At 36.0% G+C, this 18929-nt stretch carries 19 protein-coding genes; 4 read left to right on the top strand and 15 right to left on the bottom strand.

The genetic code is table 11. The features are described 5' to 3' along the window. Nucleotides 1–10 precede the first annotated feature (10 nt). From galU to ACK4M9_RS04505, 12 genes are all read right to left on the bottom strand, one after another. Nucleotides 11–886 carry a UTP--glucose-1-phosphate uridylyltransferase GalU gene (gene galU / locus ACK4M9_RS04560; RefSeq protein WP_409848407.1) on the bottom strand — a complete coding sequence of 292 codons (876 nt, stop codon included), beginning with the start codon at nucleotides 884–886 and terminating at the stop codon, nucleotides 11–13. Nucleotides 887–901: 15 nt separating this feature from the next. Beyond that, nucleotides 902–2725, bottom strand: a complete 1824-nt coding sequence (locus tag ACK4M9_RS04555; RefSeq protein ID WP_409848406.1) for a polysaccharide biosynthesis protein — start codon at nucleotides 2723–2725, stop codon at nucleotides 902–904. Nucleotides 2726–2749: 24 nt separating this feature from the next. Next, complete coding sequence (locus tag ACK4M9_RS04550; protein WP_409848404.1) at nucleotides 2750–2890, bottom strand: hypothetical protein; 141 nt, start codon at nucleotides 2888–2890, stop codon at nucleotides 2750–2752. A 265-nt stretch (nucleotides 2891–3155) separates the two neighbouring features. Next, the gene (locus ACK4M9_RS04545; RefSeq protein ID WP_409848403.1) at nucleotides 3156–3830 is read right to left on the bottom strand and encodes a CpsD/CapB family tyrosine-protein kinase; all 675 of its coding nucleotides are present in this window, start codon (nucleotides 3828–3830) and stop codon (nucleotides 3156–3158) included. Then, on the bottom strand, nucleotides 3802–4503 hold the full coding sequence (locus tag ACK4M9_RS04540) for a YveK family protein (RefSeq protein WP_409848402.1): 702 nt from the start codon (nucleotides 4501–4503) through the stop codon (nucleotides 3802–3804). The genes ACK4M9_RS04545 and ACK4M9_RS04540 overlap by 29 nt, the downstream gene beginning before the upstream one ends. Nucleotides 4504–4681: 178 nt before the next feature. After that, nucleotides 4682–5011 carry a helix-turn-helix domain-containing protein gene (locus tag ACK4M9_RS04535; RefSeq protein WP_409848401.1) on the bottom strand — a complete coding sequence of 110 codons (330 nt, stop codon included), beginning with the start codon at nucleotides 5009–5011 and terminating at the stop codon, nucleotides 4682–4684. Nucleotides 5012–5134: 123 nt separating this feature from the next. After that, a complete protein-coding gene (locus ACK4M9_RS04530; RefSeq protein WP_409848400.1) occupies nucleotides 5135–5368 on the bottom strand; it encodes a helix-turn-helix domain-containing protein in 234 nt (77 codons plus the stop codon). A gap of 385 nt (nucleotides 5369–5753) precedes the next feature. Then, nucleotides 5754–8102 carry a phosphoenolpyruvate synthase gene (ppsA, locus tag ACK4M9_RS04525; protein ID WP_409848398.1) on the bottom strand — a complete coding sequence of 783 codons (2349 nt, stop codon included), beginning with the start codon at nucleotides 8100–8102 and terminating at the stop codon, nucleotides 5754–5756. 213 nt (nucleotides 8103–8315) lie between these two features. After that, on the bottom strand, nucleotides 8316–8486 hold the full coding sequence (locus tag ACK4M9_RS04520; protein ID WP_409848396.1) for a hypothetical protein: 171 nt from the start codon (nucleotides 8484–8486) through the stop codon (nucleotides 8316–8318). Nucleotides 8487–8724: 238 nt separating this feature from the next. Then, nucleotides 8725–9258: a zinc-ribbon domain-containing protein gene (locus tag ACK4M9_RS04515; RefSeq protein WP_409848394.1), complete on the bottom strand. Its 534-nt coding sequence runs from the start codon at nucleotides 9256–9258 to the stop codon at nucleotides 8725–8727. A gap of 273 nt (nucleotides 9259–9531) precedes the next feature. Then, on the bottom strand, nucleotides 9532–11319 hold the full coding sequence (locus ACK4M9_RS04510) for a S9 family peptidase (protein ID WP_409848392.1): 1788 nt from the start codon (nucleotides 11317–11319) through the stop codon (nucleotides 9532–9534). Between the two features lie 113 nt (nucleotides 11320–11432). Next, entirely contained in the window at nucleotides 11433–12308 is an 876-nt protein-coding gene (locus tag ACK4M9_RS04505; RefSeq protein WP_409848390.1) for a patatin-like phospholipase family protein, read from the bottom strand. Nucleotides 12309–12490: 182 nt separating this feature from the next. On the opposite strand from ACK4M9_RS04505, the gene fdhF reads away from it, so the two are divergent. Then, nucleotides 12491–14554 carry a formate dehydrogenase subunit alpha gene (fdhF, locus tag ACK4M9_RS04500; RefSeq protein ID WP_409848388.1) on the top strand — a complete coding sequence of 688 codons (2064 nt, stop codon included), beginning with the start codon at nucleotides 12491–12493 and terminating at the stop codon, nucleotides 14552–14554. Between the two features lie 88 nt (nucleotides 14555–14642). Here the strand turns inward: fdhF and ACK4M9_RS04495 are convergent, their stop codons facing one another. Further along, complete coding sequence (locus ACK4M9_RS04495; RefSeq protein ID WP_409848387.1) at nucleotides 14643–15908, bottom strand: L-lactate MFS transporter; 1266 nt, start codon at nucleotides 15906–15908, stop codon at nucleotides 14643–14645. Between the two features lie 482 nt (nucleotides 15909–16390). On the opposite strand from ACK4M9_RS04495, the gene ACK4M9_RS04490 reads away from it, so the two are divergent. Continuing rightward, nucleotides 16391–16579: an alpha/beta-type small acid-soluble spore protein gene (locus ACK4M9_RS04490; RefSeq protein ID WP_182080710.1), complete on the top strand. Its 189-nt coding sequence runs from the start codon at nucleotides 16391–16393 to the stop codon at nucleotides 16577–16579. A gap of 8 nt (nucleotides 16580–16587) precedes the next feature. Beyond that, nucleotides 16588–16731 (top strand): hypothetical protein, encoded by a 144-nt coding sequence (locus tag ACK4M9_RS04485; RefSeq protein ID WP_409848385.1) that lies wholly within the window; start codon nucleotides 16588–16590, stop codon nucleotides 16729–16731. A 48-nt stretch (nucleotides 16732–16779) separates the two neighbouring features. On the opposite strand, the gene ACK4M9_RS04480 is transcribed toward ACK4M9_RS04485, so the two are convergent. Beyond that, the gene (locus tag ACK4M9_RS04480; protein ID WP_409848383.1) at nucleotides 16780–17622 is read right to left on the bottom strand and encodes a DegV family protein; all 843 of its coding nucleotides are present in this window, start codon (nucleotides 17620–17622) and stop codon (nucleotides 16780–16782) included. 310 nt (nucleotides 17623–17932) lie between these two features. Beyond that, a complete protein-coding gene (locus tag ACK4M9_RS04475) occupies nucleotides 17933–18106 on the bottom strand; it encodes a hypothetical protein (RefSeq protein ID WP_409848381.1) in 174 nt (57 codons plus the stop codon). Between the two features lie 165 nt (nucleotides 18107–18271). On the opposite strand from ACK4M9_RS04475, the gene ACK4M9_RS04470 reads away from it, so the two are divergent. Next, entirely contained in the window at nucleotides 18272–18916 is a 645-nt protein-coding gene (locus tag ACK4M9_RS04470; RefSeq protein WP_409848379.1) for a deoxynucleoside kinase, read from the top strand. The last annotated feature ends 13 nt before the right edge of the window (nucleotides 18917–18929 follow it).

The following is an 18929-nucleotide window of genomic DNA, read 5'->3' as shown; positions in this document are numbered from 1 at the left end:
ACCACCCTATTTAATGAATTCTTTTTTCAACAACTTTTTTTAAGTAGTTTAATAAGTCTTCCCTCAAATCTTCTCGCTGTAGGGCAAATTCAATCGTTGTTTGGATAAAGCCCATTTTTTCACCAACATCATAGCGAATCCCTTCAAAATCATAAGCATAAACAGCCTCATGATGATTTAAAGTACTAATGGCATCCGTTAGTTGAATTTCACCACCGGCACCAGGAAGTTGCTTGGATAAGATTTCAAATATTTTAGGGCTTAATATATAACGCCCTAAGATCGCTAGATTGGACGGTGCTTCTTCTCTTTTGGGTTTTTCTACTAAATTACTTACTGTATAGAACCGTTCACTGATTTCGGTCGCATCGACAATTCCATAGCGTGATATTTGTTCGTCAGAAACATGTTGGACACCAATGATTGAGGCATTATATCGTTCGTATTGCTCCATTAATTGCTGTAAGCAAGGCTTTTCACTACTAACAATATCATCGCCTAAAAGAACGGCAAATGGCTCGTTGCCGATAAATTTTCGTGCACACCAAATTGCATGACCTAAGCCTTTGGGTTCTTTTTGGCGAATATAATGAATGTCTACTAGTTTTGAAGATTTTTGAACTTCGTCTAGCAATTCATATTTTCCTTTTTGAAGGAGATTTTGCTCTAATTCAAATGAATGATCAAAATGATCCTCAATTGCTCGTTTGCCTTTACCAGTGACAATAATAATATCTTCAATTCCTGATGCAATTGCCTCTTCGATGATATATTGGATCGTTGGTTTATCAACAATTGGTAACATCTCTTTTGGCATCGCTTTTGTTGCTGGCAGGAATCTTGTTCCAAGTCCAGCAGCTGGGATAATCGCTTTTCTAACTTTCATGTAATGCACTCCTTTTTAACCTGAAATTGTCATTAGTGGGTGAATTTTATTCCGATTATTTGCGACATCTAGTAACGTTTCTCTAAGTGTCTCTCGATCTAAATTAGCAAAATTTTGGACAATCTCTTCGATTTCATCGATATATAACTCGGCTGATTTACCAATATAGATTTTTGGGTATACTTGCAGTTCTTGAACTTCATCCTTTTTTAACAGTTCTTCAAATAACTTTTCGCCTGGCCGCATCCCGGTAAACTCTATGCCAATTTCGTCAATGGAGTGTCCTGATAACTTTATTAAATTTTTCGCAAGATCAACAATTTTTACTGGTTCACCCATATCGAGGATAAAGATTTCTCCTCCTCTAGCTAACGCCCCCGCTTGAATCACTAAACGCGATGCTTCGGGTATTGTCATGAAGTACCTCACCATTTCAGGATCAGTGACAGTTACTGGTCCACCTTTTTCAATTTGCTTTTTAAATAATGGGATAACACTGCCTCTACTGCCTAATACATTCCCAAAGCGAACCGCTACGAATTTCGTCTTGCTTTTCTTATCCATATCTTGAATAACCATTTCTGCAAGGCGTTTTGTCGCCCCCATGACACTCGTTGGGTTAACTGCTTTATCGGTGGAGATCATGACAAATGTTTTAACATTCGCAAGACTAGCTGCCTTTGCTGCGTTCATCGTTCCAATTAAGTTGTTTTTTACAGCTTCCTCAGGGTTTCGTTCCATTAAAGGAACATGCTTATGTGCAGCCGCATGATACACCACATCTGGTTGATATGTACTAATTACTGAAATCATCTTATTTTTATCTTGTAAATCAGCAATCTCTGTAATAAATTCAATATTTGTATCACGGTATGAGTCTTTTAATTCCATTTCAATTGAGTAAATGCTATTTTCACCATGCCCTAGTAGTACTAGCTTTTTCGGACGAAAGTTGGCTACTTGCCTCGAAATCTCAGAACCGATCGACCCTCCAGCTCCTGTTACTAAGACAACTTTGTTTGTTACATAGTCTGATATTTTCTCAATATCTAGTTGAACGAGTTCTCTACCAAGAAGATCCTCTACTTGGACATCACGGAACTCGTTAACAGAAACCTTTCCGGTCACAAGATCTTCTAGCATCGGAAGGATTTGTGTTTTCACCTTTGTTTTTGCACATGCCTCGAAAATAATATTTAATTCCTTTTTCCCTAGAGATGGGATCGCAATGATAATAAAATCAATCTTTAAATCTAGAACAGCTTTTTCAATGCTGTTAACACCGCCGACAACCGGTATCCCTAAAATGTCTAAATGCTGTTTTCTAATTTGATCATCGATAAAGGCTATCGGTAAAAGCTCTCCACCGTTATTTTTTAATTGCCTTGCTACCATCGTCCCTGCTGACCCTGCTCCAATGATCAGCGTTCGTTTTTTGTCATCTGACTCATTCATATACGTATCCCGTAAGATGCGCCAAAAGAAGCGTGATCCACCAATCAACATGACATGAAGCATCCATGTGATTGCCAATGCTTTAAAGAAAGTCTCCTTGAGGATAAATTGTTGTACGAATGCGGCGATTATGATCGAAAATGTTACTACTTTAAAGATGATTAATAACTCCCCGATGCTTGCGTACTCCCATGCTTTTTTGTACAACTTTAACGCAATTGCGAAAAAATGATGACTTAACAAAATGATGATCGAACTAATCACAATCGGTACAGTCATCGTAGCAAAATTTGTGCTGACCAAAATATGACTAATAAATATTGCGGTTATGACAATACAAGAGTCGATAACAATAAATAATGATAGTCTCTGTCGGTAAGTCATCAGTCCATCCCCCCTTTTATAACTTTATTTCAACAGATATGTTCTTCTTTCAATGGCATCTTCAATGATTTTCTTAATCTTACTAAGCTCCTCTTTTGAGGAATCTTGTTTAATATATCTCACTGTTTTTTTGATCGACTTTGGAATTTTTTCTACTTCTCGCATGTATACTTTTGCACTCCTTAGAAATTTTATTAAAGTTCTTAACTATAGGGTTTTGATAAAACCCCATAGTTAAAAATTTTAGTAAAATGTGGGCATCTAACCCTCCCTCACTCCATACTCTTGACGACAAACGTCTAAGGTATCTTTCAACCCACAGCATGACCGAGTACCTCCGTTGATAGTGGTAAGGAGATATCACCAAAAACAGTATGTTTTAGCGTACGTTTTTATTCTTAATAAAGAACATTTCAGTTAAAAAAAATAGCTATGACTTCTCATTAATAATTGTTCCGATTAACTTGGCTTTCGCAAACTTTAAAACTTTTTTCGCTTCTATAGCCTTTTCAATTTTACTTTTACCTTCCTTTAAGACCAGAACCACACTATCACATTGATTGGCAATAAGTTTTGTATCTGTAACATCCAATACTGGCGGTGAATCGATTAAAATGACATCATACATTTTAAATAACGGCTGCAATAGTTCTTGAAATTCTTTTGACCCAAGTAATTCTGCGGGATTATTTTGAATAGGCCCGCTTGTTAAGATATCTAGGTTCCCAATATTAATTTTCTTTATTGCACTTTCTAACCAATTTTTACTTGTAAGTAAAGATGTTAAGCCCACTGAATTATCTAGTTTAAAAATAGAATGAATTCTCGGGTTACGAAGATCTGCGTCAATAACTAATACCTTTTGCTTTTGCTGAGCCATCGAAACAGCTAAATTGGCAACGGTTGTTGATTTCCCTTCTTCTTTTGAAGGTGATGTTAATAAGATCGATTTATATTGCTTTTCATCTAAAGTGAACTGAATATTAGTTCGAATCGTTCTATATTCTTCAGTTATGATGGAATCGGGGTTACTATATGTGATTAAATTTCTTTTCTTAGTAGTTGTAGTAATTTCCTTAAGTTTTTTTAAGATCAAACAGCTCACCCCCGTATTCAATTTCTAATTGTTTCTTTTTTCTCTTTCTAATATTTCTCTTGTTCATTTTAGAAATGGTTCCTAAAACTGGAACTCCTACTAGTTCTTCAACTTCTTGGTGCGAATGGATTGTATCATCTAAAGAATGAAGTAAAAATACAAAACCTACACCGATGATTAGTCCCATCACAAAAGCAATTTTTATCGTTCGGTTACTCTTACTGTTGATTGGAAATGGATTAACTTTCGCTTCTGATAGGTAACTTACGTCATTAAAATCAACGATATTCCCAATTTCACTTTTAAAGACACTAGCTGTTGCGTTTGCAATATCTGCGGCTACAACTGGGTCTGTGTCTACGACATTAATTCTTACAACCTGCGAACTATTAATACTATCAACACTTATCTGTCCTGCCAACGCCTCAGCGGACCTATTTAGATCTAATCTCGCTACTACTTTTTCCATGATCACTGGATCTTTCATAATAACCATGAGCGTCTTCATGTACTCAGAATTTGCGCCAACGATAATCCGACTCGATGATTGATAAAGTGAGGTGGGATTAGAATTGTTTTGGAAGTAACCAACTGCTGTTGCAATGATCGTAATAATAACAATAATCCAAAAACGCTTTTTAAAAATCATAAAGATTTCTCTTAAATTAATTTCCTTGGCCATCTCTCTCTCCACCCGTACTTATAATTTAGTTGCTATTCATAGGTTTTTATAAAACTAAGTATGTATGGTTAATGTTCATCAGTTAAATATAATTGTTCATTTTAGAAAATTATGTCTAACGTTATTTTAGTTCTATATAAAGAACGTGTCAACATTATTTACCAACTTTTCAGAAAACTTATTTTCCACCAGGCTCAATCTTTTCTACTAACTCTCTTAATTCTTGTAAACTAATATTCTTTTGTTTCAACTCTTTTGTAAAATGGATTAATTCAATGTCAGGAAGTTCTGTTTTGCTATGTGTTTTTTGAGGAGAACTAAAAAAGTAAGCTATATCAATATTAAAATAGTTGGAAAGACTCTCTAAAACATCAATTGCCGGTTTTCGATTCCCACGCTCTATTTTCGACAAGTTACTATAGTTAAAATTAATTGCCCCCCCTAATTCTTTTAAAGTCATTCCATGCTGCATTCGCAACTCTTTGATTTTCTGGCCAATCATACTCATTAGTTCTTCACCCCAGTAATCCTTTTATGTGTTTTCGTTCTTTTTAAAGAACATCTTTAAAATGACTATATCATGGATTGTCAATTTGAACAATAAAAACTTTTAAGAAAATATCCCACCTCGCTACACGGAGGTGGGATATTTCTCTTCTTCTGAGGTATCTAGTATTTTTATTAAGTATATAAGCTCTACGTCTAATGCTTTTGCCATTTTTCCTAATACTGATAGACTTGGATTTGTTTGTAACCCGCGTTCAATGTAACTAATATAAGATTTAGATACACCGGAAAGGTCGGAGAGTTGATCTAAAGACATTCGTTTCTTTTTTCTTAACTCTCGAATATTCCCCCCATTCATCAATTCAACTCCTTTAGTTGTTATCATTAGGCGAACAATTTTATTCAATTCCTTTTACATTCACCTTAACATGTTCTTTATAAAGAATATTATAACGTAAATGTTCTTTATAGTAAACAAATCTTACGAATCTCTTGTTTTTTAACAGAAATTGCTTTGATAGAAACTGAATTTGAAAGAGTTATAACCCATTAAGGCAAACTAGAAGTAAAGTAATCTTGGAATTTCCTTGAACGAGCCTCTAAATTCGCTACAGTTTTAAAGTGAACCGAAAGGAAAAGATCAACTTCTCATTGTAGTTTGGTCATTATCAATTATTTAGTTATAGACAAAATCCTTCTAATTAAATAAAGAGGCCAACGAATTCGTTAGCCTCTCTATTTAATTATTTACGAAGTTTATTTAAGATAATCTTTTGTTCTACAGAAGCAATTAGTCTTCTCGTGTAGTTAATGGTATCAGGGTTGACACTAATGCTATCAATTCCCTCATTGACTAGAAATTCGGTGAATTCAGGGTAGAGAGATGGTCCTTGACCGCATATTGAAATTGTTTTACCGTGCTTATGAGCAGCTTCAATTAACATTTTAATCGCTGCTTTAACAGAAGGACTTCTTTCATCAAAGTAACCCATGCTATTTAAGATCCCAGAGTCGCGGTCTGCTCCCATGATTAATTGTGTTAAATCATTACTTCCGATACTAAAGCCATCGACTAATTGCGCGAATTCTTCCGCAGCAAAAACAACGGATGGTACTTCTGCCATAATCCAAATTTTGAATTCATTGTTTTGGACTAAGCCTTCTTCAGCCATAATTTGTTTCACTTTGACAACTTCCCAAGGTGTACGAACAAACGGTAGCATCACCCAAACATTGCTTAAACCGTATTCTTCTCTGACCTTTCTGATTGCTTGGCACTCTAGACGGAAGCCTGCTTCGTAATCTGGAGAAATATATCTAGAAACTCCACGCCAGCCAATCATTGGATTCGCTTCAATTGGTTCAACTTCTTCTCCGCCTTCTAAACCACGGAATTCGTTTGAGCGGAAGTCGCTTAAACGTACAACTACTGGTTTCGGATAAAGGACTTCTGCTGCGGTTGTAATCGCGTCAGCCATTTTGTTTACAAAGTACTCTTGTTGCCCAGTTTTCACTAAATACATTGGATGGGCACCAATAATATTTGAGAAAATAAATTCAGTTCTCATTAAACCAATACCGTCAAAAGGTAAATTTTTATATTTATGAATCATCTCTGATTCACCTAAATTCATATACACTTTCGTGCCTGTAATTGGCGCAAGTTGTGCTAGGATTGCATCGTTAATGGCAGCTTGAGTTGCATTAGTTGAATTTTCTTGTTTCTTTTCAGTTGCAATTTTCCCGCTGTATACGACACCTCTTGTTGCATCAACTGTTACTTCCATACCTTCTTGTAGGGCTTCTGTCGCCGTACCTGCACCAACGATACAAGGAATCCCTAATTCTCTTGAGACAATCGCAGCATGGCAAGTACGTCCCCCTTCATCAGTTACAACAGCCGCAGCTCTTTTTAACGCTGGGATCATATCAGGGTTTGTCATCACAGTAACAAGAATATCCCCTTTTTCAACTCGCGAAATTTCCGTTATGTCTTTTATCTTTCTAACGATACCACTTATCATTCCTGGAGAAGCTGCAAGCCCGCGTACAAGTGGACGACGTTCAATCTTCACTTCTGTTGTTTCTCCCCCTTCTTCCTTTAGCGTTGTTATTGGTCGTGCTTGTAAAATGTATAACTCTTTCGTATCCGCATCTAATGCCCATTCAATATCCTGAGGCGCCTGATAGATCTCTTCGATTTTTAAACTGTTTTTACACAAGTATTTAATTTCATCATCCAATAAGCATTGAGCAGTAACATGTTCATAACCTAAGTAATCCTTCACGGCTACTTCTACTGTCCCTACTTTTTCCTTATGCTTGACAACAATGACATTTTTCGATGCAATTTGCTTTTCAGTAATTGTAAGAGACGGTTTATCTACTAAATATTCATCTGGAGTAACAATTCCAGAGACAACCGCTTCTCCTAATCCCCAGCTAGCGTTAATCATTAATTCGTTTCTATTATTTGTTACCGGATTTGCTGTAAAAAGCACACCAGACTTTTCACTATCAACCATTTTTTGAACGACAGTACTTAACGACACATCAAAATGAGAGAAACCCTGATTTTCACGGTAATATATCGCACGTGCTGTCCATAAGGAAGCCCAACACTTTTTCACATGCTTAATGACTTCGTTTATCCCGGAAATTTCTAAATAAGTATCTTGTTGACCTGCAAAAGATGCTTCTGGTAAGTCTTCTGCTGTTGCTGAGCTGCGAACGGCTACACGTGGCGACTCAAGACCTACTAGACTACTAAACTGGGCATAAGCTTCACGAATTTCCTTTTCAACGGACTCTAACATATCTGTTTTTTCAATTAAACTACGAATTTGTTGTGACTTAATCTGTAATTCGGTCGTGTTTTCACACTCGATGTTCGAAATAATACTATTAATTTTCTTATCTATGTCTCTTTCTTTAATAAAATCACTGTAAGCGGTAGCTGTCACACAAAAACCTGGTGGGACATTAACGCCGTTTTGCGTCAACTCACCTAAATTTGCACCTTTCCCACCTACTAATGGAATATCGTTTTTTGCTATTTCTTTAAACCAACGAATATATTGAAATGATGCCAAAGTTAAATCTCCCCTTTAAGTTATTAAATTCTTAATTAGTATAACACATAATAATATTAATGTTATACTTTATTTGGATTTTCTTCAATTATGTTAACTTACATAAAAATTGATGATCATATGACCTGATTTTTTAGAGGAATATACAATCTGGGGGAAACAAAAAAAAATAACCGAGGTCATTCCATCAAAAGATGGTCGACCTTCGGTTATTTATAATCGGGACTGCTTCATATCATTTGTTTTTTCATTTCTAATATTTTGTTCAAACTTTTCTAGAAGCTCTTCAGCCATTAACTTTTCTTGTTTCGAGCTCCAAAGGCTACATTTTTGTTTAGTTAACATTTGAATTAAGAACTTTTTTTCCTTTAACGTCAGGAGCATAACTGATCATCCTTTCGCAGGTTATACAAAAAGTTTAACAAATAAATGAATTCTTGTGTTAAAATGACACTTTTTTTTACAGATCTTTAACTTTACTATATATATGCTCAGATTTTTTAGATGTGACTTTTTCAGCATTTTATGAAACATTTACTAAACTACCACCGATAAGTGGTCCAAACAATCCCCCTGAAACGGTTCCTGTTTGCACGGTTGCTAAAAGCTTTCCAGAATACCTCTATTTTGTTAATTCTGTTCCACAGCTTGAACAATACGAATGGTCGGTATTGTTTTTAGCGCCACAGTTACCGCAATAAATATTCGGTTTACTTTTTTGGATAACTTTGGAATTCTTCACATTTACACCAAGCATTTCACGGATAATAAAGTACAAACTTATAAGAACAATACTAAAACCAGCAAATATAATCACATTTGCCACGTACAATTGATTAGGTATGGTTACTAGCTCGTGAAAAAAAGTAGTTTCAGCAAAGAACAGCGATCCATATCCTAGCATCAGCGCGCCTATAACAGTTGTACCAATTAAGAATTTATGTAAACGAACATTTTGATCATTATCAACAACTGTCTGGTTGATTTTTACGCCTTGCTGATTTCTCGTTTTTTTTGCACTACTTAATAAAAACATAATCATTGTTGCCATGGCTACTGATAAAATTAAGTAAATAATCGATCTTGAAATCAAACTAACTAAGGCAAAAAATAGAACAACGACTAGCATTCGATATGCTTTACGTGTATTTATCATGTTTCATGCACCCCACAAATCCCTTAAAAACCTACTCTCATTTTATCACAATTTCATGATCAACAAACAAAAAAGCGGAGTCTGTACCAAAAGCAAGTACTCGTCACCTCATCTACTACAAATAGAACGTGCATAAATTATTACACTTCTAATTGTAGTTCGATGTGAGCTGACACTTTTGGCAGACTCTCCGCTTATTATCTTTATAAAAGGTAAGAAAGTATAACTTTTTGAACTTTAAAAGTTGTCTAACTCCGAGCGCTAGTGCTTGTCTTATTGATGTCGCGCTAAAAACTCAAGCATTTTTTCATATACGGCTATTTCATTATGCTTTTTAGAGAAGCCATGTCCTTCATCGTCTAAAACAAGGTATTCTACATCTACACCATTTTTCTCTAGCGCTGCGACAATTTGATCTGACTCTTCTTTAACGACCCGTGGATCGTTCGCACCTTGGATGACTAGCATAGGATTTGTCATAGTTTCTAAATAGGTGATTGGCGAATCTTTCTTTAGTCTCTCTTTATCAATCTCCGCGTCACCTAACCAACGCTTCATGATTGGCTTCCAGTGTTCAGGCACAGAATTAAGGAAAGTAAACAAGTTGCTTACCCCAAAGATATCTACGGTTGCTTTAAATAAATCTGCATGTCTTCCAGCAAGGAGTAAGGCCATGTAACCACCATAGCTACCACCGACAACAAACAGCTTTTCTGGACTTGTAACCTTTTGATCAAATAACCATTGGATACCATGGACACAATCCAGGCGTGGGCCTTCTCCCCAATCTCCTTCAACAAGCTTCGTAAATGTTGCACCATACCCAGTACTTCCGCGGAAATTAGGTGCGAAAATAGAATAGCCACGGTTTAAAAAGCACTGGAACATCGCTCGAAACATTTTTCGTTCAGCTGCTTGTGGACCACCATGCGGCCAGAAAATAGTATAGCCATTATCAACTTCTGACTTTGCTTTGAAGTGCAATGCTTCAATTTCCATACCATCGAATGATTTGTACTTTACAACATCTGGTTCTACCATCTGTTGTGAACTAATGCCTAATACATTGTTTGTTGTTAGCTGCTCCCAATTATTCTCTTCTTTTAATCTGAAAATGTTAAAAGGAATTGTGGCACTTCTGCCTAATAAAAACACGCTTCCACTTTCAGTAATCGTTAACTGTTCGATAATATCGGTAGGAATTGAATGGATTGTCACTTCCTCCGTAGCTAGAGAATACGAATAAAGATAATCGGTTACTCCCTTTTCAGTCACAATATAAAACGTATTTAAGGTTTTATTCCATTTTAGTGTTGTCACACTTTCAGCTTCTATTTTTAACACTTCATTAAATTCCCTACTACTAAGATCATAAGAGGCGATATATGAGTACTCTTCCCCGTAATTTGTGACAAAATAAATCATTGTTTCACTAGTGTAAACTGGGTCTGAAACTGTATGAACCTCCTCTTTATTAGGGGTTAATAGATGCTTCTCACCATTAATAACGACATTCGCAAGTTGGTAAGTATTAGCGAGTGAACTAATTGTCACGAAACTACTCTCATCTGGTGCAAGTGCCGCCATAAAGGTCGGTGCACCTTCTCCCTTTTGAAGAATCTGATCTTCATTGGTTTTCAAGTCGTACCGATGAATGTTTAAAAATTGTGGATTATTTTTACTCGTCACGTAGTAAAGCCTTTCACCATCTTTAGTTAACTCGGCAAAGAAATATTTATCATTTTTTTCACCTGTAATAAGCGGTTGTGGTTTCCCACCTTCAAATGGCAAGGCGTAAATTTGATAATTCTCATCGCCATCCTTATCAAAGCCTGCCAACACAAAGCGATTTTCTTGATCGAATTTAATGAAGTTACATTGTTGATCAACTTGAGCAAATAAATACGGAAACTGATTTGGGAAATCGATCGCCCATAAGTTTTGCTTACCATTTAAATTACAACTAAAAATAACCTTCTTTTCATCTTTACTCACTGCAAAGTTCGTAATGGTGTATGTACGGAAAAACTGGTCAACATCTGGTTTTGGAAATTGAATCATAGATATACCTCCCTTTTATTGTAAGTTGTTGAAAAGTATTTAGGTTTTCGTTTCAGGTTAATCTTTCACCCAAATTCCAATCAACAATCTTTCTTACTAAGAATGTAACATAATTATTCGACACACGAAACGAATGATCCTTCTAACCAGTCATTAAGTTGGGAATGTAATTTTTTTGCGTCATTGTAACCTAGTGTATAAAGTTCGGTTAATTTTTCTTTATTTCGTTCAATACGCCCTACCTTCAAAGAAAGAGATGGTCTAAAAACAAAGGCATTCCCCATCCTTTCCTGTTCTTCTATGTATTGAAGCGACGAGTTATATTTTTGATAACGATGTTCCATCACCTCAATTAACTTCGGATATTGTTTATAGCGCTTATGTAAAACCCAGGTGAAGCGCTGTTTTTGTTTTTGATATCCTTTAGGTCTTGTCAAGATAACAACATGTTTATTATTGCCATCGCTGACTGATTTATGGATAGGAATCGGTTCACTAACTCCACCATCTAATAAATCCAACCCTTTATATTTGACTACTGGTGCCATCAACGGAATTGAACTAGATGCCTTTAATACAAGTGATAAATCATCACGCAAACAGTGGCCTTTCTCAAAAAAAACAGGTTCACCGGTATGACAATCCGTTGTACCAATATAGAATTTTTCTGGTACCTGTTCAAACGTCTCATAATCGAATGGCACGAGACTGTTTGGTATCTCATGAAAAATAAAATCCATTCCGAAAAGCTCTTTTTTCCTCCATAAATTTTTATAAGATATATAATTTGGATGGTTAACAAGATCAATTGTTACCTTATGATTTCGCCCCTTTTGTCTAGAAATGTACGATGCTCCATTACATGCGCCAGCAGAAACACCGACGACATAAGGGAAATACAATTGTTGTTCTTGAAAGTACTCTAGAACCCCGCCAGTGTATACCCCTCTCATTCCTCCGCCTTCTAAAACTAAGCCTACATTTTTCACGAAATATTCCCTCTTTCAGTCACCTGAATGTGATTTTTGTCCTTTTTTAATTATGAAACTTTGATACAATTATAATATAATGCAAGGCCTAGAAACTACCATTTTTATGGGGAGATTCAAGTTTATGGTAGTTTTCTAATTTTTGTTGTCATAGATTGTACACAGAGAGGGGAGTTTTGAAAATGGGGAACAAACAAGAAGTAAAAATGATTTGTAGCTATTGTGGTACAGGTTGCAGTCTAATTACCGAAATCGAAGACAATAAAATTGTCAAAGTCCGGGGGGACAGAGAAGGTAGTGTAAACAAAGGGCAAACATGCATTAAAGGGGCTTTTGCTTACAATTACGTTCATGCTGAGGATCGTTTGACATCACCACTACTTCGTAAAAATGGGGAACTTCAACCAGTATCATGGAAAGAAGCATTAACCTTCATTGCTGAAAAACTTACAACAATTAAAAATACGTATGGTCCAGAAAGCACTTCAATATTTGCGTGCGCCAGAGCAACCAACGAGGTGAATTATGTCACTCAAAAATTTGCCCGCGCCGTTCTTGGAATGAATAATATTGACGGTTGTAACCGAACTTGACACGCTCCTAGCGTTGCCGGTCTGGCAACTGTTTTTGGTGGTACTGGTGCACCTACTAACCGTTTTGAAGATTTTGATAAAGCCCAAGTTTTACTATTAATTGGTTCTAATACTACAGATGCTCATCCAATCATTGCAAACCGAATTAAAAAGGCGGTTAAAGCTGGCCTAAGATTAATTGTTATTGATCCAAGGAAAATTGATATGGTGAAGTCAGCTGAGAAGCATCTTCAACTTAAAGTCGGTAGTGACATCGCGTTATTAAATGCAATGATGCATGTCATTATCAAAGAAGAACTATATGACAAAGACTACATTCAGAGAGTATCTGAGGGCTTTGAGGAATTAAAAGCTAAAGTAGAATCATATACACCTGAATACGCCGAAACAATTACACGTGTTCCTGCTGATGATATTCGTGAAGTGGCAAGAGCTTATGCTAAAGCTGACCACGGCATGATTGCTTACACATTAGGAATTACCGAACATCATTTTGGTGTTAACAATGTATTTGATATTGCTAACATTGCCCTTCTAACTGGAAACATCGGAAAAGAAGGCACTGGTATTTTACCGCTTCGTGGACAAAATAATGTTCAAGGCGCTGGTGATATGGGATGTTTACCTAACCAATTTGTTGGTGGCTTAAAAGTCATCAATGATGAGCATCGTAAAATCTTTGAGGATGCTTGGGGCGTTAGCTTACCTGCCCATAACGGCCATACACAAACGGTCATGTTAGAAAAAATGACTGCCGGAAAAATGAAAGCATTATACGTAATTGGTGAAAATCCGATCATGGCAGACGTAAATATGCATCATACGAAAGCCGCACTTGAAAATGTTGACTTATTAATCGTTCAAGATTTATTTTTACATGAAACAGCAAAAATTGCTGATGTTGTCCTACCAGCTAGGTCATGGGCCGAGGTTGATGGTACTTATACAAACGCAGACCGTCGTGTCCAAAGAACGCGTAAAGGAATTGAAGCCCATCCAAATACTAAAGATGATTGGCAAATCCTTTGTGAGTTAGCTCAGTTAATGGGTTATGACATGAGCTATAACACAAGTGAAGAAATATGGGATGAAGTAAGAACTCTTGCACCAGACTTGTTTGGTGGAATGACTTATGAACGCTTTGATAATGAAGGTGGATTGCATTATCCTTGCCCTACCGTTGACCATCCTGGTACATTCTTCTTACATGAAAGATTTCATCAAGGAATTGAGCTCGCTAAAAAATCAAGATTTGTTCCAGTTGATTTCTCTTTACCAGCCGAACCAACTGACAAAGAATATCCATATACATTAACAACTGGTAGACGCTTAGAGCAATATAATACAAATTCACAAACAAGATATTATCCACCAAATGTGAAGTTAAAGCAAACAGAAGAAACCGTCGATATGCATGCTGAGGATGGTTTAGAATTAAACATTGAAGATGGTGAATATGTCGAAGTTGCCTCACGTCGTGGTAAAGTAAAAGTTAAAGCGAAGGTTTGTAAGAAAATGCAAAAAGGCGATGTGTTTATGAGTTTTCACTGGGCAGACGTTCCTACAAATTCTCTAACGCTTGATGAATTTGATCCGATTTCAGGTACTGCCGAATACAAAGCTTGTGCTGTCAAAATCTCGAAAATATCTTAACGGCCGTAAATAAAGAGCTAGAGTAACTGCATATCTACTAAAACTAAAAAGAGCGCAAGGCGAGTGCCTGGCGCTCTTTTTATTGTCCTTAGCTAGCTTTTTGAACTTCTAATGCTTTAATTGCTTTAATTCGCTTAATATCTCTCATCATAAAGAACGATGTCGTTAAACCAATGGCTAAAAAGATCACAAACACGTAAAAAGTTGCATTGTAACTGTTCGTAGTATCTCGAATATAGGCTACTAATAACGGCCCCATTACTCCAGCCATTGACCACGAAGTAAGAATTAAGCCATGAATAGCTCCTAACTGCTTCGTACCAAATAAGTCACCAATAAATGCTGGTAATGCTGCAAATCCTCCGCCGTAAATCGTAAGCACTATGAAAATTAAGATTTGGAACATTAGTACATTTTCAATATTTGGTAAGATTAAGAATGCGACTAGTTGAATGCTAAAGAAAATCGCATAAATTCGGTGTCTTCCAATGAAATCTGACGCACTTGACCACGCAATTCGGCCAGCCCCGTTAAATAGACCCATTAAGGCCACCATACTTGCTGCGGCTACAGTAGTCATTCCCACTTTTTCTTGTGCCATTGGAGAGGCTACTGAAATTAACATTAAACCTGTTGAAATATTAATAAACATCATCACCCATAACAACCAAAAGCGCTTGGTTTTAGCAGCTTCTTTCGCTGTTAACTGTGCTAAATCTTGTGTTCCTTTAATATCATATTTTCCACCACTAACAGTCCCTGGTTCCATTCCTTTTGGTACCCATCCTTGTGGTGGCTTAGCAATATAAGATGCCCCTAGAAACATTAGGATAAAGTAAGCAACACCAAGAGTAAAGAATGTGTTAGATACACCAATATTAACAATTAATCGTTCTGCAATTGGGGCTGTAATTAAAGCTCCTGCTCCAAAACCAAGTACAGCCATACCTGTTGCTAGACCTCGGCGGTCAGGGAACCATTTTACTAAGGTAGAAACGGGTGAAATATACCCTAACCCTAGACCCATACCTCCCAATACCCCGAAAGTAAGGTAAAACAATAGTAATGATTCCATTAATACAGCCAAACCAGATCCTAAAATCCCTGAAGTAAACAAAGTTGCAGCTAACAAAGCTGATTTCCTAGGACCTTGCTTTTCCACAAATTGACCAAACGCCGCTGCAGATATTCCTAAAAAGAAGATTGCAATTGTAAAAGCTAACGATACTTCGGTCTTTTGCCACCCTAATGTTTCTAATGGCTTTACGTATACACTATACGCGTAAGCTGATCCAATTGATAAATGGATTGCCACTGCCGATAACGCAATTAACCACCGGTTTTTTTCTTTCATGATTATTAATTCCCTTCTGCCATAGAATTATGGTTTTAAATTTAATTACTTATTCATCTGATGATCTGACGAATTAATAAGTACTAATGTTACTTTAGCTATAAATCATCTTTTTGAAAATGTTTTTTTTCACATTTTCATAAAAAATTTTATTTTTTATTACGTATTTTTGACAATTTCACAAAATAGGTGCTTTTTATCACAAAACAGTTTTGTTTAGGGTATATTAAAAGCAAATGCAAGGAAGGAATGAATTAAAAATTACAATAATTTTCGTTAACTCACAATATCTCGGTAAAGGCGATGACCTACTAGGGGAAGGACTTCTTGAGACTGACAGGTTCAATCTCATCGATGAAGGATTTTTTCTTGAATTAGCTAGCAAATTTCGTTTAGTTACCCTATAATTAATCATTTTGGTTATATATACAATTCATATAATTTCTCCTACAGGTAAGCATATTGTGTAAGGAGGGATTAAGATGCCAAGTACAAATAAATTAGTAGTTCCTGGTGTTGAACAAGCATTAGATCAAATGAAATATGAAATTGCCCAAGAATTTGGTGTGAGATTGAATGCAGATGATACATCCCGTTCTAATGGCTCTGTAGGCGGAGAAATTACTAAGCGTCTTGTTCAGATGGCTGAACAACAGCTTAATGGTAAGTAGGGGTAGTCATGACGAAACGAAAACATTTTCGTGATGCTGCATCCAAAAGTAATTTCACTCCAACAGAAAGCGTTTATAACGAAGAGTTTGCAGATGAATCAGTAGATCTCGCAAAAGCAAAGAAAAGAAATAAACGTGTTCCAAGAGGATAAATTTAAAGAGGTGACTGATTGTCACCTCTTTGTTTTTTGCTTAAAAACCTACTCTGCAAAGTACATTAATGCTAAAGCCCCTGGTCCTGTGTGGGTACTAATGATTGGCGTCGTGTCGACAATCTTAATATTATGAAAACCAGACGCTTTTGCAACTGCGTCTTTTAGCTCAGTAGCTAATTCGAGGGTATCTGCTTGTGCAATTCCAATTGCTTTAATAGTCTTGTTAGCCGTTTCTGTTTCTAGTTGCTTTAGTAAATACTTAATAAGTTGGACGTATGTTCTCACTTTTGCTACTGGCGTGTATACCCCATCAGCTAGAGAGGCAATTGGTTTTATCTTTAATAATGAGCCTACTAAAGCTTTTCCTCGACCAATTCTTCCACCTTTAACTAAATATTCTAACGTATCAACCATTATGTAGAGTGATGAATTCATCCTGATTTTCTCGACTCGATCAATAATCTCCGCAACCGTTTTTCCTTCCTGTGCTAGCTTAGCCGCTTCTAACACTTGAAACCCTAATGCAAAGGAAATAAACTTGGAGTCAATGACAGTCACCTTTGCTTTAGACATCTGGGCACCGTTTTGTGCAGAATTATACGTCCCACTCATTCCATTTGTAATATGTATTGAAATAATCTCGCTTCCATCTGCACCTAGACGATCATAGACTTCAGCAAAAACACCAGCTGCAGGTTGTGAAGTTCTTGGAATTTCTTTTGCTTCTTTAAGCAATGTAATATATTCTTTTGCTGAAACATCGACACCGTCAGCGTAGGATTTTCCATCTACTGTGATCGTAAGCGGTACTACCTCTACCCCTAATGCATCCAGTTCCTCTTTTGGAACGTCGACTGTCGAATCTGTAACAATTTTAACCTTATTCACATAAGCACCCCATTCTTAAAGATCTTTATGCTCTTACATAATATAGTAAACTACTTAATTATTTCTATCATACTATAAAAATAGGAATCGTGTTAACACCATTAAACAAAAAACCTTCAATTGTTAATAATTGAGTGCTTTTCATAACATTAATCGAGCTATATCAAACTAAATGTTGTTGCGAATGGTTTTAACGCAACTACATTTAGAACTTAATAGCGGAAATAATGAATTATGAAATTCATTGAATTATCCATAAAAAAGAAAAAGAGCAAAAAACCGTGAGAGTTCTTTTGCTCTTTTCCCTTTTTTACTCTACTCCACTTTCTTTAATTGCATGTTCCCAACTTGGGAAATAGTGAAGGGCGCTTCTCATTAATTCTGGGTGCGATTTTTTCACTTTTTTCTTCGCTAAAACTTCACCACTTGAATGTAATTGACTTATTGAGCTAATAACCTGATCGACACTCATATCAATTTCCATCAAAACTCCTCCTTAAATATAGGTAATAACCCTATTTTTACCAAAAGTATTGGAAGTATACTTAACTTCTAAAACAAAAACTGCAAAAGTGAATATATATCTATCCGAAAAATAACCTCTATGTTAAAATAACCTTTATCTATTGTTGTTGAACAAGGAGGGAAAATGTTGAAAAAAGTACCATTTATCGCTGTTGAAGGACCGATAGGGGTTGGAAAATCTTCTCTAGCTAGAGAAATTGCTAATTATTATCAGTTTACATTGTTAAATGAAATCGTCGAAGAAAATCCTTTTTTAGGTAATTTTTATAAAGATATTGACGAGTGGAGCTTTCAAACAGAAATGTTTTTTTTATGTAACCGCTATAAACAACTGGAAGATATTGAAAAGTATCAATTAGCAAAAAATGCACCTGTTGTCGCTGACTATCATATTTTTAAAAATCAAATTTTTGCTGAACGAACATTACAAAGGAAACAGTACGAAAAGTATAAACAAATTTACTATATCTTAACAGCAAATATGCCTGAGCCTAATTTAATAATTTATTTAAAAGCTAGTTTAACTACGTTGTTAGAACGAATTTCATTACGTGGTAGAGATATCGAAAAAAACATCGATCCAGCCTATTTATTACAGCTTACAAAGGATTATGATCAATTTATGGAAAAATTCATTGTCGATCACCCAAATGTTCCTGTTTTAACCTTTGAAGGTGATTATCTTGATTTTGTAAAAAATAAAGCTGACTTAGATACAATTATTTCAAAAATAGATGAACACATCTATGCAAATACCGTAAATAACTAATAATATTGGAGTT

Source organism: Anaerobacillus sp. (genome assembly GCF_046314235.1).
Taxonomy (GTDB): Bacteria; Bacillota; Bacilli; order Bacillales; family Anaerobacillaceae; genus Anaerobacillus.
This window is presented reverse-complemented; position numbering and strand designations above follow the sequence as displayed.